Here is an 18,651-nt window from a genome sequence, read left to right as displayed (position 1 = left end):
ATGTGATGATTACCTTATATGCATTGGCTCAATCTCGCTCTATTCGTATTGTTTGGTTGCTTGAGCTGTTGGGCGTAGAATATGAATTAAAGCAATATCAACGTCAGGGTATTTTTGCTCCTGATGAGATGAAAAAAATCCACCCATTAGGTAAAGCACCAATCTTGCAAGATGGCGATTTGATTTTGACAGAAAGTGGTGCAATTGTGGATTATTTAATCAGTACTTATGGGCAAAGTCAATATGGACGTAGTCGTGAGCAACAAGATTATTGGCAATATCAACGTTGGTTACATTATGCTGAAGGTTCACTTATGCCGTTTATGATTATGGCATTGGTGTTTTATAAGGTTGAACATAGTAAAATGCCATTTTTTGTTAAACCCATTGCCCGTCAAATAAGTCAAAAAACCTATCAGCAATTTTTAAATCCACAAATGCGTTTGCATTTAAGTATGATTAACCAAGAACTGTCTGATAAAACATGGCTGATGGGCGATGATTTAACAGGTGCTGATATTATGATGAGTTTTGCTTTATTAGGAGCAAAAATACGTTATAATTTAAGTGCTTATCCGCATATTTTACGTTATTTACAGCAGATAGAGCGTGATTCGGCTTATCAACGTGCTATACAAAAAGCAGGTGAGCCAATGTTGAATATGAAGCAAACCACTTAAAAAGATGTTGTATATACAAAACATTGTAAAAATTAATTTGTTATTATGGGGTAAATTATTATATAATTCCCAAGTTTATACACATTATTATCAGTTTTGAGGAAAATTATGAACGTTACAGTTGAGGCAGTATCAAGTATTGCACGCCGTTTAAATGTATCAGTACCAACTAGCCAAGTGAATGAACAGTTTGAAGCTCGTTTAAAACGTACTGCTAAAACAATTAAAATCAATGGTTTCCGTCCAGGTAAAGTACCTGTAAACGTGGTTCGCCGTGATTATGGTGCAGGCATTTATCAAGAAGTGGTCAATGATGTGGTGCGTGATGCGGTATTTGCTGCGATTGAACAACAACAAGTAAAAGCAGTAAGTATGCCAAATATTGAAAAATTAGAAGCAAAAGATGATGCTTTGGTTTTCTCTGCTGTGGTTGAAGTTTATCCTGAAGTAACGGTAAATGCGTTTGATAGCTTAGAAATTGAGCGTAAAGTAACATCTGTTGAAGACAAAGATGTCGAAACAATGCTTGAAAACTTGCAAAAACAACGTCAAACTTGGGTAGATACCAAAGGTATGGCGAAAAAAGATATGCAAGTTACTTTTGATTTTGAAGGCTCTATCGATGGTGAAAAGTTTGAAGGCGGTTCAGCACAAGACTTTAAACTTGTATTAGGTTCAGGTCGTATGATTCCAGGTTTTGAAGATGGTATCATCGGTATGAAAAAAGGCGAAGAGAAAGTAATTGATGTAACTTTCCCTGAAGATTATCAAGCTGAAAACTTGGCTGGTAAATTAGCTCAATTCAAAATCAATGTGAAAAATGTTGAAAAGCCACAATTACCTGAAATTGATGCTGAATTCTTGAAAGTATTTGGTATTTCTGAAGAAGAGGGTATTGAAAAATTAAAAGCTGACGTTCGTAAAAATATGGAACGTGAAGTGAAAAATGGCTTACGTAACCAAGTGAAAGCAAATGCATTTGAAGCGTTAGTGGCTGCTAATGAAGTTGAATTACCAAATGCAATGGTTGCTCAAGAAATTCAAAATCAACGTCAAAAAATGATTCAACAGTTTGTACAACAATTTGGTCCACAAGCAGCTAAAGCGTTTGATGCAAACTTATTACCAGATGATATGTTTAAAGAGCAAGCTGAAAAAGCAGTCAAATTAGGTGTATTGGTTGGTGCAATTATTGATAGTGCAAACTTAACTGTTGATCAAGCTCGTGTAGAAGCGTTTATTGAAGATGTGGCTTCTTCTTATGAAGACCCAGCAGAAGTTGTTGAATATTTCAAAACTGATGCTCAACAACGTGCTCAAATCGAGGCTGTAGTATTAGAAGACCAAGTGGTTGATCATATCTTAGCAGGTGCGAAAGTGACTGAGAAGAAAGTAACTTATCAAGAGTTATTACAAGAACAACAAGCACGTCAAATGATGTAATTTCATTATTTTAGATGAATACAAGCTAAGGTGTAAATGTAAATTTGCACCTTTGCTATTTTTAAGTTGTTGTTATTTTACTATCATGTTATTATTCAATAGTTTTAAAAAAATTTAGGTTGATTATGAATATTCACAATGCTTTAGTGCCAATGGTGGTTGAACAGTCTTCTCGTGGAGAGCGTTCGTTTGATATTTTCTCACGTATGTTGCGTGAGCGTGTGATTTTTTTAACTGGTGAAGTTGAAGATAATATGGCGAATTTGATTGTCGCTCAGTTATTATTTTTAGAAGCTGAAGATCCAAAAAAAGATATTCATTTATATATTAACTCGCCCGGTGGTTCGGTAACGGCTGGTATGGCAATTTATGATACTATGCAATTTATCAAACCAGATGTTTCAACCATTTGTATTGGTCAAGCGGCATCAATGGGTGCATTTTTGTTAAATGCTGGGACAAAAGGTAAACGTTTCTGTTTAGAAAATGCACGTGTAATGATTCATCAGCCATTAGGCGGTTTCCGTGGTCAAGCATCAGATATTGAAATTCATGCCCGTGAAATTTTGGATATCAAAGAGCGTTTAAACCGTTTAATGGCAGAGCATAGTGGTCAAGATTATGAGCGTGTGGCAAAAGATACCGACCGTGATAATTTTATGACAGCACAAGCCGCAAAAGCCTATGGCTTGGTTGATGAAGTGTTATCGAAACGTCCATAACATTATAAGAGTAGTAAAAATGGCGAAAAACCAAGATGAAAAACATTGTTCGTTTTGTCAAAAAACACGCAAAGAAGTACAGCGTTTAATTGCAGGCGAAAGTAATACTTATATTTGTAATGAATGCGTGGAAGAAAGCCATGCAATGCTTAGCCAAGCACAAAAAGAGCAAAAACAAGAAGATAAAGCCGAAGTTAATCCTGAGTTGGCATGGTTAGAACGTGAATTACCAACACCAATCGAGTTGCGTGAAGCCTTAGACCAATATGTGATTGGACAAGATTTGGCGAAAAAAACTTTATCGGTGGCGGTGTATAACCACTATAAACGTCTTAAAACCGTTTATGGTAAAGACAATAAATCTGATGTCGAAATTTCAAAAAGTAACATCTTATTGATTGGTCCAACAGGCTCTGGTAAAACGCTTTTAGCACAGACTTTAGCACGTTTATTAGATGTTCCCTTTGCTATTGCTGATGCCACAGCATTGACTGAAGCTGGTTATGTTGGTGAAGATGTTGAAAATATTGTACAAAAGTTGCTATTACAAGCCAATTTTGATGTAGAAAAAACCCAACGTGGTATTATCTATGTTGATGAAATTGATAAAATTACCCGTAAAGCGGAAAATTTATCCATTACTCGTGATGTATCTGGCGAAGGTGTACAGCAAGCCTTATTAAAAATCATTGAAGGTACAGTGGCTTCAATTCCGCCACAAGGCGGACGTAAGCACCCAAATACTGAAATGATTCGTGTTGATACCTCAAATATTTTATTTATTTGCGGTGGTGCATTTGCAGGCTTAGAACGTATCGTTCAGCAACGCCAAGAAAAAGGTGGTATCGGTTTTAATGCTCAACTTAAAGCGAAAGATGACCGTAAGCAACTGACAGAATTATTTAAGGAAGTTGAGCCGACTGATTTAGTTAAATATGGTTTAATTCCTGAATTTATTGGTCGTTTGCCAATGATTGCGACCTTAGAAGAGCTTGATGAAGAAGCATTAGTGAAGATTTTATCTGAACCGAAAAATGCATTGATTCGCCAATATCAGGCTTTATTTGATATGGAAAATATCGAATTGAAATTTGATGATGAAGCCTTAATTGCTGTTGCGAAAAAAGCCTTAGAGCGTAATACAGGTGCACGTGGTTTACGTTCGATTATGGAAAATGTACTGCTTGATAGTATGTATGAATTGCCAAGCCGTAAAGATGTCAAAACCGTTGTGATTACTGCTGATGTGGTTAATGGTTTAGCTAAGCCACAATTTTTGACGACATAATGATAATGAATGAACCGTATCCTATATGATACGGTTTTTTCTGGAGTATATTATGCAATCTTCGCAACCTAATCCGTCTGATGACAGTTATGCCCAAGAAATGAAAGGTAAAACGGGCTTTAAGCGTATTTTAAAAGCAAGTCAATATTCTAAAGATGGTTTTAAAGCAGCCTATCAAAATGAAGCTGCCTTTCGCCAAGTGGTGTGGATTAATGCTATTTTATTGATATTCATTCTATTTTTACCATTTTCTTTAGCAATCAAAATGATATTGCTCGTGGTGTCTGCATTATCGATTATTGTTGAATTATTTAATACTGGTTTAGAAGCGATTGTCGATAGAGTTTCTGATGAATATCATCCATTATCTAAAATTGCCAAAGATGTGGGTTCAGCAGCACAATTTGTGATGCTGGTTTTACAATTTATTTTATGGTTAATGGCGATGTATAGTGTATTTGCTTAACATATGCTGAAAATAATTGCTACTTGGTTTAATTTTGCATACAATACACAGCTAGAAAATTGGGGATTTGTTGATTAAGACAAATTAAAATCTAACCGCTAAATTTGATGGGGTAAACCATGCTTGAAGCCTTTTTTGCGACTGAACGTGGTAGTTTAGAAGATAGCACCATCAATGGTAGTTTTGATTTACATCAAGAATTAACATGGATTGATTTGATTGCCCCAACACAAGAAGAACAAGATTGGGTATTGGAAGCCTATCAACAAAATTTACCCACATTAAAATCACTAGAAGACATTTCGTCATCAGCCCGTTTTTACCGTGATGATGATGGTATTTTGCATATTAGTACCTATTTTCTAAGTAAAACTAAACATCAACATGAAGAAGATGTACCAGAAAGTGGTGTTTTGGCAACCATGCATACGGTGGCATTTATTTTACATAAAGACCGTTTATTTACATTGCGTGGTGAAAAATTAGTCGCTTTCCGTGCGTTTCGTGCTAGAGCCAAGCGTAATGATTATGATATGGATTATAAAGATCCAATTTGGGTTTTGTTAGGCTTATTAGAAGCAAAATTAGATGAATTAGCTGATATTTTAGAAGATACACATCGAGATTTGGAACGCTGTTCGACTGAAGTGCTGAATAATCATCATCGTGAAAATGTGTTAGATTTAGAAGATATGATTACCCGTTTAGCATATCAGGAAGATATGTTAGGAAAGGCACAATTATGTTTAATTGATTTACGCCGTGTTTTGACGTTTTTATCACGTCCAAGAGCATTGGGTAGTCATATTTATGATGCGGATATTCGAGAATTAAGTGAAGATGTACGTTCATTAGTTGAGCACGATGCATTTTTATTCCAAAAAGTACGATTCTTACTCGATACTACATCAGGGTTTATTAATGCTGAACAAAGCGATACCATTCGCCGCTTCTCGATTTTACCCAGTATGCTTGCACCACCGATGTTAGTAGCGAGTGTATATGGTATGAATACTGATGTATTGCCATTTGCTCGTGGTGAAGTGAGTTTTTATATTGTGATTAGTATTTTAGTCGCGTTTTTTGTAGTACCAATGATTTATTTCCGTTGGAAAAAATGGATTTAATCTATTTTTATGGATAAACAAGCAAAAGGGCGATGGTTATATCGCCCTTTGTTTTTATTTAATGACATTAAACTTTTGGGTAGGGAATAAAATGTCGCCAATACTAATCTCAATATGATATTGTCCGATAGGATCTTGTTTGGTAAATTGCCAACATTGTGAAACTGTACCGTTAATATTATCAAGTGTAGAAATGATTTGATGGCGAGTACCATCAGCACTGGTTCGCGTTTGTGCTTTTGGACTTTCAAAAACAGTTGCAGCAGGAGAAATAATCTCTTCTTTAGCAATCACTTGTTGAGTATTTGATGGAGCGTTTACCACGACCCAACATAAGCGATTTTTTTGGTCTGAGCGAGAAATTGCATTTTGTGTGGTTTGTTTGATACCAGTTTCACTTTCTTCAAACACCCCTAAAATAAGTTGTGGTTCTGCGATTGCTTGGGTTGGCATGGTTACTAAAGGTGTTTCTTCTAAAGCAGGCTGAGCTAAGGTTGGTGTGGCAATATTTGCCATTGTCATACCAGATAAACCGAGTAATACGGCTGATGTGATTAATTTTTTCATTTTTACTCCGATTGGAATGACTTATTCAGTCATTTCAATTTGAAATGTTTGACGTAAATAGGCTAAGAAAGTGTCATTATCGCTCATGGTTTTTCCAGGACTATCAGAAATTTTTGCGACTGATTGACCATTACATTCAACGAGTTTTAACACGATATTGAGAGGAGTTTGCCCCATATCATTGGTTAAATTAGTACCAATACCAAAACTGACTTGGAAACGGTCTTTAAAATATAAATATAGTTGCCATGCTTTTTCAAGGTCTAAACCATCACTAAAGGTTAGCATTTTAGTTTTGGTATTGATTTTTAGTTTTTTGTAATGTTGATAGGCTTTATCGCCCCATGCATAAGGGTCGCCACTATCATGACGTAAACCATCAAATAATTTAGCAAAATACAAATCAAAATCACGCAAAAATGCGTCCATACCTACAACATCAGTCAGGGCGATACCTAAATCACCACGATACTCTTGTACCCACGCCTCTAAAGCAGCTTTTTGGAAGTTGCGTAAACGTACATCTAAGGCTTGAAAGGCTTGCATAAATTCATGAGCCATTGTACCAATAGGAGTAATCCCCAATTCTTTGGCTAATAATACATTACTTGTACCACGCATAATTTCTGGTGCAGTTTGGTGTAAAGTTTGTACCACGTGTTTTTGCCATTCAAAACTATAACGGCGACGTGTACCAAAATCAGACACTAAAAATGGCTCAATATTTTGATGTTGAGTAATATAATGCTGATATTGTTGTAATAATTTAACTTTGGCTTGTAAACGTTTTTCACCTTCGATACGAGCTTGTTGTTGGTCTAAGCGTTGGAAATATAGTTCATTGACAATAGCAAGCACAAAAATCTCAAACATCATGGCTTGTACCATTGGACCTTCAATACGAATATCTAAACGTCCTTCGCTGTCAATACTGGCATGAATAAAACGGCGTTTCAGTTGGAATAACTCTAAATAATCAACAAAATCGCTTTTGATAAAACGTAATCCACGCAAATAGGTCAATTCATCTTCTTTAAAACGTAACTGACATAGTAAATCAAGTTGATGATTGACATCATTTAACAATTCCGCAAGTGGATAGACCGTATGTTCAGTATTACGACAACGAAATAAATAAACACTATGTGCTTGTGGAAATTGATGAAGTACCACTTGCAACATGGTAAATTTATATAGGTCAGTATCAAGTAAGGATTTTATAATAGCAGTCATAGGAGACCTAATCATAGTAACAATATTGCTTAACACATTTTACATCAAAAGCAATAAGTGAATGATGAAATATTGTGATATTTTTGCATATTTTTAATTTATCTTAGACTCAATAACTAAGTGCAATGTTTAGAATAAGAGGGCTAAATGTAAGAAGCGTAATGTTGTACTTTATACTTGAATCTATGTTTAAAACTTTACTAGCCGTCTATGCTCTATCAATGGCATGGCTTGACGGATTTTAGTTTGTTCATCTAAATCAAAATCAATAGTGATAAGACTTGCACCCTGTTCATTCAGTTGATGATCTTCAATAATGCCTAATAATTGACCGTTGCTATGTGTTGCACCAGCATGACCCCAAGTTTGTCGTTGTTTATTATCGCCGTGCCAACCCCCTTGAGCTGAACCGAGTACATGACATTGGCTGTCCATTGCACGAGCTTGCAATAGTAGTTGCCAGTGCATTTGCCCTGTGGTGTAGGTAAATGCCGATGGAGCAGTGAGCAAATTTGCCCCATGTTGGCGTAAAGTGAGTGCTAATTCAGGAAAACGCAAATCATAACACACCATCAAACCAATATTGCCAAACGGTGTTTTTGCGACAACGACTTTATTGCCTGCTTCAAAAAAGCGTGATTCTTGATATTGCCCGATACCATCGCCCACATTCACATCAAACAGATGGATTTTATCATAACGGGCTTCGGTTTTCTCTGGGCTAATGCACAAACTTACTGTGCGTACCCGACCATCGGCAATGATTGAACCATCAGGACGATAAGGGCAAGGTAATGTTCCTGCGATAATCCAAGTATTATACTGATGAGCAAGTTGTTCTAAGCGTTGTTTTAATTCATCAAAACGTTCTGCGGTTTCACGTTGTTTAGCCCCCGCAAAACAAATAAAATTTTCAGGAAAAACAATTAATTCTGCTCCATTGGCTTGGCTTTGTTGTAATAATTGTTCCACCACAATAAAGTTTTGTTCAATATCGCTTTGGGAATTCATTTGGGTAATACTAAGATGAGTCATAGTTGTTCTCAAAAATAATATTTTCTTTATTTTAAATAGGTTATCGATGATTTGCAATGTTATTTATTGATAATTCAAACATAAAAAAGAAGAAATATGTTGCCATATTTCTTCTTGTAGGAGTAACAGGATATTACATCGCAGCTTTAAAGATGTCCACCACTTGAGCATGAGTTGCTTGACGTGGGTTAGTGAGCATACACGCATCATTTTGAGCGTTAGTTGCCATAATTGCAAGGTCTTCTTCTTTCACGCCTAGCTCGGTTAAACCAGATGGAATACCAACATCAGCCGCTAAAGCACGAATTGCATCAATCGCTGCATAACCTGCTTCCATGTCGCTTAATCCTGTCGTGTCAATACCTAGTAAACGTGCAATTTCTGCATAACGGTCTGGGCAAGCAATCAAGTTAAACTCACAAACGTGCGGTAATAATACTGCATTACATACGCCATGTGGTAAATTGTAGAAACCACCAAGCTGATGAGCCATCGCATGCACATAACCTAACGATGCGTTGTTAAATGCCATACCTGCTAAATATTGTGCATAACTCATCGCTTCACGAGCTTCAATGTTATCACCATTTGCCACTGCTTGACGTAGCCATTGTTGAATCATACGAATCGCTTTTTCTGCACACGCATCAGTAATTGGGTTTGCTGCTGTTGATACATAGGCTTCAATCGCATGGGTCAATGCGTCCATACCTGTAGCTGCAGTTAATCCTGCTGGTTTAGCGGTCATCAAACGTGGGTCATCAATCGCCATCAATGGAGTACAACGCCAGTCCACAATTGCCATTTTCACCATCGTATCTGTATTGGTGATAATACAGAAACGAGTCATTTCTGATGCAGTCCCTGCAGTGGTGTTAATCGAAATGAGTGGTGTCATTGGCACCTTGCTCTTATTCACACCTTCATAATCACGGATATGTCCGCCACCTGCTGTTACAAGTCCAATCCCTTTCGCACAGTCGTGTGATGAACCACCACCAAGTGAAATAATGAAATCACATCCATTATTGTTGTATTCATCAACGCCATCATGTACGTTTTTATCGGTTGGGTTTGGTTCAGCACCCGCATAAACATGACTTCCTACGCCTGCTTCATTTAAATAACCAACCAAAATATCAGCAACACCCGCTTTGAATAAGCCTGCATCAGTAACGATAAGTGCCTTTTTAGCCCCTAATTCTTTTGCTTGGTTGCCCACTTCTTTTGAACAGCCTGGCCCAAATAATGATACACAAGGGATATAGAATCCATTAGTGTGGTCTGCGATTTGTTTAAATGCCATAAATTTTACTTCCTCTATAAAACTTAAGTTGATAATCGGATAAAACTATCCTAATCATTGGGTTGTTCTATCCTTAAAAACAAATTAGCATAAAAAAATAGGTGTGTACATATGATATTTTTAATTTTTACAAATTAATAACAATTATTCTTTAAAAAGTATTGAAAATTATTATTTTTATTGAATATTAAATATAACTTATTGATATTAAATAATATTAATATAATAAAATAATTTTATTATTGTAAATAATAATCATTATATTTATTTGTATTAAAAAGTGTAACAAAATATTTTATCATTTGCACAATCAAAATTATTTTGCTAGTATCGATGAAAATAGAAGCTGTTTATTTTTTAACATTGATGATGATGTTAAATCATAAGTTTTCTATTTTACATTAAATATCAAAGGAATAGGAGTATTGCGAATGCGTTATGCAGATCCAAATACAGCGGACTCAAAAGTCCAATTCAAGGCACAATATGAAAACTTTATTGGGGGCAAATGGGTTGCACCAGTAAAAGGCGAATATTTTGAAGATATTTCTCCTGTTGATGGTAAGGCGTTTGCCAAAGTACCACGTTCAACGGCTGAGGATATTGAATTGGCACTCGATGCAGCACATCAAGCCAAAACAACATGGAATAAATCTTCGCCAACTGAGCGTTCAAATTTGTTATTAAAAATTGCTGACCGTTTAGAGCAAAATTTGGAATTATTGGCGGTGGCAGAAACGTGGGAAAATGGTAAACCAGTTCGTGAAACATTGGCAGCGGATATTCCATTAGCGATTGACCATTTCCGTTATTTTGCGGGCTGTATTCGTGCCCAAGAAGGCACAATCTCACAAATTGATGAGGATACTGTTGCTTATCATTTCTATGAGCCGATTGGTGTTGTAGGACAAATTATTCCATGGAATTTCCCAATTTTGATGGCAGCATGGAAAATTGCACCTGCATTGGCAGCGGGGAACTGTATCGTACTGAAACCTGCTGAACAAACGCCAGTGAGTATTCTCGTTCTTGTTGAATTGATTGAAGATTTATTGCCAGCAGGTGTGTTGAATATCGTTAATGGTTTTGGTGTGGAAGCAGGACGACCATTGGCAACTAATCCGAGAATTGGCAAAATCGCATTTACGGGTTCGACTGAAATCGGTCAAAAAATCATGGAATACGCTACAGAAAATATCATTCCTGTTACGTTAGAATTGGGTGGAAAATCACCAAATATTTTCTTCGCTGATGTCATGGACAAAGATGATGAGTTCTTGGATAAGGCACTCGAAGGCTTTAGTATGTTCGCACTGAATCAGGGTGAAGTCTGTACTTGTCCATCTCGTGCATTAGTGCATGAAAGTATCGCTGATGAATTCTTAAAACGTGCGGTTGAACGTGTGAAGAAAATCAAAACAGGACATCCACTCGATACAGAGACTATGATTGGTGCTCAAGCATCGCAAGAACAACAAGATAAAATTCTTGGCTGTATTGCGAAAGGTAAATCTGAAGGTGCAGAAGTGCTAACAGGTGGTGGTGAACGTAAAGAAGTGGGCGATGGTTTCTATATTGAGCCGACCATCTTTAAAGGTCATAACAAAATGGAAATCTTCCAAGAAGAGATTTTTGGACCTGTACTTTCTGTAACCACGTTTAAAGATTTTGATGAAGCGATTGCAATTGCCAATGATACCATGTATGGTTTAGGTGCAGGTGTGTGGTCTCGTGATGGCAACACAGCGTATCGTGCAGGGCGTGCGATTGAAGCAGGTCGTGTATGGACGAACTGTTATCATATCTACCCAGCTCATGCAGCGTTCGGTGGATACAAGAAATCAGGTATCGGGCGTGAAACCCATAAGATGATGCTTGGTCATTATCAACAAACTAAAAACTTGTTGGTGAGCTATTCGCCTAAGGCTTTAGGTTTCTTCTAAATCTAAGTTAATTAAAAAATGGAATAGTCGTGATGATTATTCCATTTTTTATACACTTACTTGATTTTAAAAATAAAAATTATTATCATTATTCTTATTATATAATTGGGGTTTGAAAATGTTATTTAAAAAAACGTTATTATCGTGCTGTGTTGCGATGGGTGGTTTGATTTTATCTGCAATGAGTTGGGCAAATGATGATACGAACCATGTTCCTGTTTTAGAGACCATTGTAGTTACAGCTTCAGGTCATCAACAAACTGTTAAAGAAGCTCCTGCTTCAGTGAGTATTATTGAAGCAAAAGATATTGTAAATAAAGGCTATTTAAATGTTTATCAGGCTTTAGAGAATATTGAAGGGGTTTCACTTGAAGGTGGACCAGGTGCGAGAGCAACGGGGACAGAAATTTCAATTCGTGGTTTTGATTCTGCTTATACGCTACTTTTGGTGAATGGTGTACCACAAGGTTCAAAACAAGCCTATTATAATGGGCATGGTACAGGTATGGAAGCTGGTTGGTTACCACCGATTCAAGCGATTGAACGTATTGAAATTATTCGTGGTCCAATGTCATCTTTATATGGTTCGTCCGCTTTGGGTGGTGTGGTCAATATTATTACTAAAGATATTGATAATCATTTTTCTGCGAGTGTAGGGCTAAACTATCTACACCCAAGTGCAAGTGATGCTGGAGCTAAGAAACAGTTAGAAGTTGCGAGTAATATCCCATTATTACAGGATAAACTATTTTTAACATTGAATGGTCAAATTAGCCGTCAAGATGAAGATGGTTTTGCAGGTGGCTATCATCAACATGACCGTAAAAAGGCAACTGCAAAATTGACTTGGAAAGCAACGCCAAATGATGTATTGAGTATTGAAGCATCGCAAGCTACACAGCATTTTCAAGGAAATCGTGAAAAAGTAGGCAATGACTTATCTAAAAAATTATCGCAACAAAACTATACTTTGCGTCATAAGCATGAATGGAATCGTGATGTTGATATGACAACGGATAGTTATGTCCGTTATGAAGATTTTGATAATAAATTGCAGAGTGCGAAATTTAACCGTTTGATGGCCAATAGTAATACTACGCTTAAATGGGACAATTTGCGTGTCAATGCAGGTGTGCAATATCAAAAACAACAAACAGAAAATCCAACACGAGCGAAAAAACAGGCGAATTTATCATTAACAGATATGGCATTATTTGCTGAAGCAGAATGGAATATCAATGATAAAACAGCTTTAACAGGTGGTGGTCGTTTGGTGCATGATGAGCATTATGGTACAAAATTTGTGCCACGCTTTTATGTCGTACATCATGCTACTCCTAATTTGACTGTTAAAGGTGGTGTAAGTGCAGGTTATAAAACGCCTGATTTAAAACAAGGTAATTCCAATTGGGTTGAAGGCGGTGGTGGTGCGAGAACCGATGGTGCAGATATTGGTAATTCTAACTTAAAACCTGAAAGCAGTATGAGTTATGAATTGGGCAGTTTATGGGAAAAAGGGGCATTTAATGCGCATATAACCGCATTTTATACGGATTTTAAAGATAAAATTGAAAAGCCAAGAATTTGTACAGAAAGTCGCCGTTTAGTTAAAGATTGTTATTATGATGGTATTGGCTATCAAGGTATTTGGCAGTATCAAAATGTCGATAAAGCTAAATTGTATGGCGTGGAATTAGCAACAGGCTATCGTTTTAATGATGTTGCTGGTTTGAAGTTGAATTATACATATAATCAAAGCGAGCAAAAAACAGGTACAAATAAAGGCTATCCATTAAACAATATGCCAAAACATCGTGTGAATGCTCATTTTGATTGGGACGTGTTACCACAATTGAATGTGTGGACAAAATGGAAATATCGCAGTCAAACTTTAGAAACTTTAAATGCTCGTACAGGTCAAACCAATGCTTATAAAGGTTATTATTTGTTTGATATGGGTGGTACTTATAAATTTAGTGATGCATTAAATGCTGATTTTGCCGTTAATAATGTGGCAAATAAGCAAATTAGTAGTGCAGAACATGGTAAATATGTCGATGGTCGTGTGTATATGCTCGGCTTGCGTTGGAATATGCCATAAAATTTAATTTGATAAAAAATCCACGATGTTTTTATCATGGATTTTTTGATAGTTCAGAATTTACTTCTTCGGCGTTAAACCTTCTGCAACTTCTAAACTTTCATCATTATTAAAAAACTTTTCACGTTGTTCTTCCAAAAACTTTTTAGCTTCAGGTTCAAACACGTTGAGACGTTTTTCGTTAATGAGCGTGGTTTGATGTTGTAACCATTCTTGCCACGCTTGTTTAGAGACGCTGTCAAATAATTCTTGACCTTTTGCACCTGGAAATGGTGGATTGGCTAAACCTTCCATTTCTTGTTGATATTTACGGCAAAATACTTGGCGAGTTGTCATCTTATATTCCTATATTTACGTTATTCTCAACATGATATAACCTATTGATTTGATGTAGGGGCGGAAGATTTTCCGCCCGTACAAAATGAGATGATTTAAACAATATCAATATATTATCAATGTTAGTTGAGAATAGGGTTATATTTAAGCAAAAAGCTGTTGTAAGCGTTGTTCTGCACGTTCAATGGCTTGTTGCACTTGGTTTGGAGCAGTTCCACCAATATGATTACGAGCCGATACAGACGCATCTAAAGTTAAGGCAACATCAAATACATCAGCTTCAATCAATGATGAAAATTGTTGTAGTTGAGCAAGCGTTAATTCTGATAAGTCTTTATCTTCTTGTACGCCTAATGCGACTGCTTTGCCAACAATTTCATGTGCATCACGGAAAGGCACGCCTTTTTTCACCAAATAATCTGCTAAATCGGTCGCTGTTGAAAAACCACGCAATGCCGCTTCACGCATATTCTCGATATTGGGTACAAGAGCAGGAATCATATCAGCAAATGCCATCAAACTACCACGTACGGTATCAATCGCATCAAATAACGGTTCTTTATCTTCTTGGTTGTCTTTGTTATAGGCGAGTGGTTGTCCTTTCATCAGTGTGAGTAAGCTGATTAAATCGCCAAATACACGTCCAGATTTACCACGAATTAACTCTGGCACATCAGGATTTTTCTTTTGTGGCATGATGGAAGAGCCTGTACAGAAACGGTCTGGAATTTGTACAAATTTAAATTGAGCGGATGTCCACAAAATCAATTCTTCAGAGATACGAGATAAGTGCATCATAATCAGTGATGCAACCGAACAAAATTCAATAGCAAAATCACGGTCAGAAACAGCATCAAGCGAGTTTTCACACACACCATCAAAACCCAATAATTCAGCTACATACCCACGGTCGATTGGATAAGTCGTCCCTGCCAATGCAGCCGAACCAAGTGGTAAACGATTAACACGTCTGTAGCAATCTTGTAAGCGTTCGCCATCACGCATCAACATTTCAAACCATGCCAATAAATGATGCCCAAATGTAACAGGTTGAGCGGTTTGTAAATGGGTAAAACCCGGCATGATGGTATGGGTATTTTGCTTGGCAAGTTGTAAAATTCCGTGTTGTAAACGCTGTAAGATCTGTAAAATCGCCTTGATTTCATCACGCAAATACAAGCGAATATCGGTTGCAACTTGGTCATTACGGCTACGTCCAGTATGCAATTTTTTGCCTGTAATACCAATACGTTCGGTTAAACGATGTTCGATATTCATGTGTACATCTTCAAGGTCGATACGCCATTCAAATGAACCTGCTTCGATTTCTGCTTGAATTTGTGTTAAACCGTTGATAATATCATCACGTTCTTGTTCGGTTAAAATGCCAACTTTCGCCAACATAGTGGCATGGGCAATCGAACCTTGAATATCTTGACGGTAAAAACGTTGGTCAAATTGAACGGATGCGGTAAATTCGGCAACAAAGGCATCGGTCGCTTCACTGAAACGCCCGCCCCACATACCTGAAGTTTGGTTTTGAGCTGTCATCTTTTTTCATCTTAACTTGGAAAATAATATGCCTAGTATAACAAATTCAAGCAAAAATTCCGAAGTTTCAGTCGATTCTTTTGTAGATTATTTTTCCACACGCTCAGGACGCTGGCATTTATTATTTGAAATGTTAGGAGCGAGTGCGATTTTTTCGGTGGTCATTGTCCTTGCTCAAGCAGGTTCTTGGCTCAAAATGAATATTGGCGATATTTTAAGTTATTTTTTTTATATGGCTTGGACGGTGGTCGCTTTTGTAGCGATTGTGGATTATTATCATCATGAATTAAATCAAAAAACACAAAAACAAGTATTGGTTTATTCTTTTATTTTATTACAATTGATTGTTATTTCAACTACCAGCCTTTTAACGATTTTATGGAGTGTATTAGGTTTAGGTTGGAAGAACTTTATCAGCCGTATTGGTCATCAATTAAGTTTAGATTTAAGCTATAGTATTTTATTGGGTGGTTTTTGTTTGCACTATATTTATATTAAAAATCAATGGCTTCATAAAAGAAATAGTGAATTAAAATATCGTGTGCAAGCGATGCAAGCTCGTATTCATCCACATTTTTTATTTAACAGTTTAAATAGTGCGGTAAGTTTGATTGCAATTGACCCTGATAAGGCAGAAACGATGTTGATTGATTTATCACGTTTATTTCGTGCGAGTTTCCAAGAGTTAAAATTGGTCAGTTTGCAAGAAGAAATTAAATTATGTCGGCATTATTTAGCGATTGAACAAATTCGTTTAGGTGAGCGTTTAAATATTGAATGGAAAATTTTAGCAGGCGATATACAGTTACTTAAATTTCGTATTCCGCTTTTAACTTTACAACCATTATTAGAAAATAGTATTTTACATGGTGTTGAAAAAATTGGACAAACGGGTACGGTATCGATTTTGGTGGAAGTGGTTGAAAATCAAGTGAATATTGTCATTAGTAATCCTTTTCAACCCAATTCAACGCTAAAACGCCGTGAGCATAATGGTATTGCAGTGGAAAATGTACGACAACGTTTGCAGATGTATTATGGTAAAAGTTTAAAATTTTTAAGCTATCAAGGGGAAATGACTTACACGACAGTCATTCAATATCGTGATGAATAGATGATGATCTTATGTTACAATGAGTCAAATCGATAATCAGTTTAGCTAGTATGAATATTTTAATTTGCGATGATGAACCTTTGGCTATACAACGTCTTATTCGCCTTGTTGAAAAACTAGGCTATGATGTGGTGGCGACTGCGGAAAATGGTATTCAAGCGATTGAAAAGGCTAAACAATATGAGCCTGATGTAATTTTGCTTGATGTACAAATGCCAGAAATGGACGGCTTAAGTTGTGCTGAGCAATTACGCCAAATTGATCCAAGTTTATCGATTGTTTTTTGTACGGCTTATGATGAACACGCTTTAGATGCTTTTCGTTTACATGCCAATGGTTATTTGCTGAAACCTGTACGCCTTGATGAGTTAGAGCAAGCCTTAAATCATTTACAACATATCTATAAAATTCAACGCCAACAATTACAACAACAAGCCGAAAAAAATAACAGTCGTCAGCATTTAACTATTAAAACCCATAAAGGTATTGAGTTGATTGCTATAGATGATATTTATTATTTTATCGCTGACCAAAAATATGTGACGGTACGTCATCAAGATGGGCAGAGTTTGATTGATGAAACCTTAAAAGAATTAGAGCAAGAATTTGCCCATAAATTTATGCGTATTCATCGTAATGCATTGATTTATCGTCATTTATTAAATGGCTTAGAAGTAAACGATGGGCAATATTATGCCTGTTTAAAAGGGATTGATGATAAATTGCTCATTAGTCGCCGTCATCTAACTGAAGTGAAAGATTATTTAAATCATCGCTAAATTTACCATATTGATTATAGAGTATTGATTATGACTATTTTAAAAATCGCTACACGTCAAAGTCCATTAGCCTTATGGCAAGCTGAACATATTCGTACACGTTTACAGCAATTACACCCTAATTTACAGGTGGAATTGGTTACATTTGTAACGCAGGGCGATAAAATTTTAGATACGCCATTGGCTAAAATTGGTGGAAAAGGCTTATTTGTTAAAGAATTAGAAAATGCGTTACTTGATGGGCGAGCAGATTTAGCTGTACATTCAATGAAAGATGTACCGATGGAATTGCCAGAAGGTTTACATTTGCCCGTGATTTGTGAGCGTGAAGACCCATTTGATGCTTTTGTGTCTAATCAATATCAGCATTTAGATGAATTGCCACAAGGTGCAACACTTGGTACATCAAGTTTACGCCGTAAATGTCAAATTTTACAAGCTCGCCCAGATTTAAATATCATCGATTTGCGTGGCAATGTGGGAACACGTTTATCTAAACTTGATGCAGGCGAATATGATGCGATTATTTTAGCCAGTGCAGGTTTAAAACGTTTAGGTTTGGGTGAGCGTATTCGCCATCAATTATTGCCAACGGTGAGTTTACCTGCGGTGGGGCAGGGGGCATTAGGTTTAGAATGCCGAAGCAATGACCAAGCGGTTTTAGAGTTAATTTTACCATTATTACATATGGAAACTGATGTTTGTGTGCGTGCAGAACGTGCTTTTAATCGTACTTTGCAAGGTGGTTGCCAAGTACCAATCGCAGGTTTTGCAACTTTGCAACAAGGACAACTTTATATAGAAGGGCGTGTTGGTAGTGTTGATGGCAAAGTTTTATTAACTGCTCAACGACAAGGCTCTCCACAACAAGCAGAATTGTTAGGTGAGCAATTGGCACAAGATTTATTAGCACAAGGTGCAGGGGAATTATTACAAGCTTTATATCAGTAAATGATTGAT

Annotated in this window: 17 protein-coding genes; 11 read left to right on the top strand and 6 right to left on the bottom strand. The window is 36.6% G+C overall.

What is annotated here, in order from left to right:
* Positions 1-5 precede the first annotated feature (5 nt).
* The 6 genes from LU301_RS10490 (at position 6) to LU301_RS10465 (ending at position 5,726) form a co-directional block, all read left to right on the top strand.
* Complete coding sequence (locus LU301_RS10490; protein ID WP_305270580.1) at positions 6-680, top strand: glutathione S-transferase family protein; 675 nt, start codon at positions 6-8, stop codon at positions 678-680.
* A 108-nt stretch (positions 681-788) separates the two neighbouring features.
* Entirely contained in the window at positions 789-2,123 is a 1,335-nt protein-coding gene (gene tig, locus LU301_RS10485; protein WP_305270578.1) for a trigger factor, read from the top strand.
* Positions 2,124-2,248: 125 nt separating this feature from the next.
* Positions 2,249-2,845 carry an ATP-dependent Clp endopeptidase proteolytic subunit ClpP gene (gene clpP, locus LU301_RS10480; protein WP_305270576.1) on the top strand — a complete coding sequence of 199 codons (597 nt, stop codon included), beginning with the start codon at positions 2,249-2,251 and terminating at the stop codon, positions 2,843-2,845.
* A 19-nt stretch (positions 2,846-2,864) separates the two neighbouring features.
* Entirely contained in the window at positions 2,865-4,133 is a 1,269-nt protein-coding gene (clpX, locus tag LU301_RS10475) for an ATP-dependent Clp protease ATP-binding subunit ClpX (RefSeq protein WP_370692198.1), read from the top strand.
* Between the two features lie 52 nt (positions 4,134-4,185).
* Positions 4,186-4,599, top strand: a complete 414-nt coding sequence (locus LU301_RS10470; RefSeq protein WP_305270574.1) for a diacylglycerol kinase — start codon at positions 4,186-4,188, stop codon at positions 4,597-4,599.
* Between the two features lie 119 nt (positions 4,600-4,718).
* Positions 4,719-5,726, top strand: a complete 1,008-nt coding sequence (locus LU301_RS10465) for a magnesium and cobalt transport protein CorA (protein ID WP_305270572.1) — start codon at positions 4,719-4,721, stop codon at positions 5,724-5,726.
* 54 nt (positions 5,727-5,780) lie between these two features.
* Here LU301_RS10465 and LU301_RS10460 read toward each other — a convergent pair whose 3' ends face one another.
* From LU301_RS10460 to mdh, 4 genes are all read right to left on the bottom strand, one after another.
* Positions 5,781-6,293 (bottom strand): hypothetical protein, encoded by a 513-nt coding sequence (locus LU301_RS10460; RefSeq protein WP_305270570.1) that lies wholly within the window; start codon positions 6,291-6,293, stop codon positions 5,781-5,783.
* A gap of 21 nt (positions 6,294-6,314) precedes the next feature.
* The gene (gene pncB / locus LU301_RS10455; protein ID WP_305270568.1) at positions 6,315-7,526 is read right to left on the bottom strand and encodes a nicotinate phosphoribosyltransferase; all 1,212 of its coding nucleotides are present in this window, start codon (positions 7,524-7,526) and stop codon (positions 6,315-6,317) included.
* A 189-nt stretch (positions 7,527-7,715) separates the two neighbouring features.
* Positions 7,716-8,561, bottom strand: a complete 846-nt coding sequence (locus LU301_RS10450; RefSeq protein WP_305270566.1) for a carbon-nitrogen hydrolase family protein — start codon at positions 8,559-8,561, stop codon at positions 7,716-7,718.
* 133 nt (positions 8,562-8,694) lie between these two features.
* A complete protein-coding gene (gene mdh / locus LU301_RS10445) occupies positions 8,695-9,867 on the bottom strand; it encodes an iron-dependent methanol dehydrogenase (protein ID WP_305270564.1) in 1,173 nt (390 codons plus the stop codon).
* Between the two features lie 431 nt (positions 9,868-10,298).
* Here mdh and exaC point away from each other — a divergent pair, with 431 nt between their 5' ends.
* Together exaC and LU301_RS10435 are read left to right on the top strand one after the other, a co-directional pair.
* On the top strand, positions 10,299-11,810 hold the full coding sequence (exaC, locus tag LU301_RS10440; protein ID WP_305270562.1) for an acetaldehyde dehydrogenase ExaC: 1,512 nt from the start codon (positions 10,299-10,301) through the stop codon (positions 11,808-11,810).
* Positions 11,811-11,928: 118 nt separating this feature from the next.
* On the top strand, positions 11,929-13,911 hold the full coding sequence (locus tag LU301_RS10435) for a TonB-dependent receptor domain-containing protein (RefSeq protein ID WP_305270560.1): 1,983 nt from the start codon (positions 11,929-11,931) through the stop codon (positions 13,909-13,911).
* 60 nt (positions 13,912-13,971) lie between these two features.
* Here LU301_RS10435 and LU301_RS10430 read toward each other — a convergent pair whose 3' ends face one another.
* On the bottom strand, positions 13,972-14,247 hold the full coding sequence (locus LU301_RS10430) for an oxidative damage protection protein (RefSeq protein ID WP_305270558.1): 276 nt from the start codon (positions 14,245-14,247) through the stop codon (positions 13,972-13,974).
* 144 nt (positions 14,248-14,391) lie between these two features.
* On the bottom strand, positions 14,392-15,798 hold the full coding sequence (gene argH / locus LU301_RS10425) for an argininosuccinate lyase (RefSeq protein ID WP_305270556.1): 1,407 nt from the start codon (positions 15,796-15,798) through the stop codon (positions 14,392-14,394).
* Between the two features lie 28 nt (positions 15,799-15,826).
* Between argH and LU301_RS10420 the strand changes: the two genes are divergently transcribed.
* Genes LU301_RS10420 through hemC form a run of 3 tightly spaced genes read left to right on the top strand, consistent with a single transcriptional unit; the run spans position 15,827 to position 18,642 of the window.
* On the top strand, positions 15,827-16,912 hold the full coding sequence (locus LU301_RS10420; RefSeq protein ID WP_305270554.1) for a sensor histidine kinase: 1,086 nt from the start codon (positions 15,827-15,829) through the stop codon (positions 16,910-16,912).
* 50 nt (positions 16,913-16,962) lie between these two features.
* Positions 16,963-17,691: a LytR/AlgR family response regulator transcription factor gene (locus tag LU301_RS10415; RefSeq protein ID WP_305270552.1), complete on the top strand. Its 729-nt coding sequence runs from the start codon at positions 16,963-16,965 to the stop codon at positions 17,689-17,691.
* 30 nt (positions 17,692-17,721) lie between these two features.
* Positions 17,722-18,642, top strand: coding sequence for a hydroxymethylbilane synthase (hemC, locus tag LU301_RS10410; protein WP_305270550.1), 921 nt, complete (start codon positions 17,722-17,724; stop codon positions 18,640-18,642).
* Positions 18,643-18,651 lie beyond the last annotated feature (9 nt).

The sequence above is a fragment of the Moraxella sp. ZY210820 genome (genome assembly GCF_030674635.1).
GTDB lineage: Bacteria > Pseudomonadota > Gammaproteobacteria > Pseudomonadales > Moraxellaceae > Acinetobacter.
The sequence above is the reverse complement of the archived record's forward strand: the minus strand, read 5'-3'. Positions and strand labels throughout refer to the sequence as shown.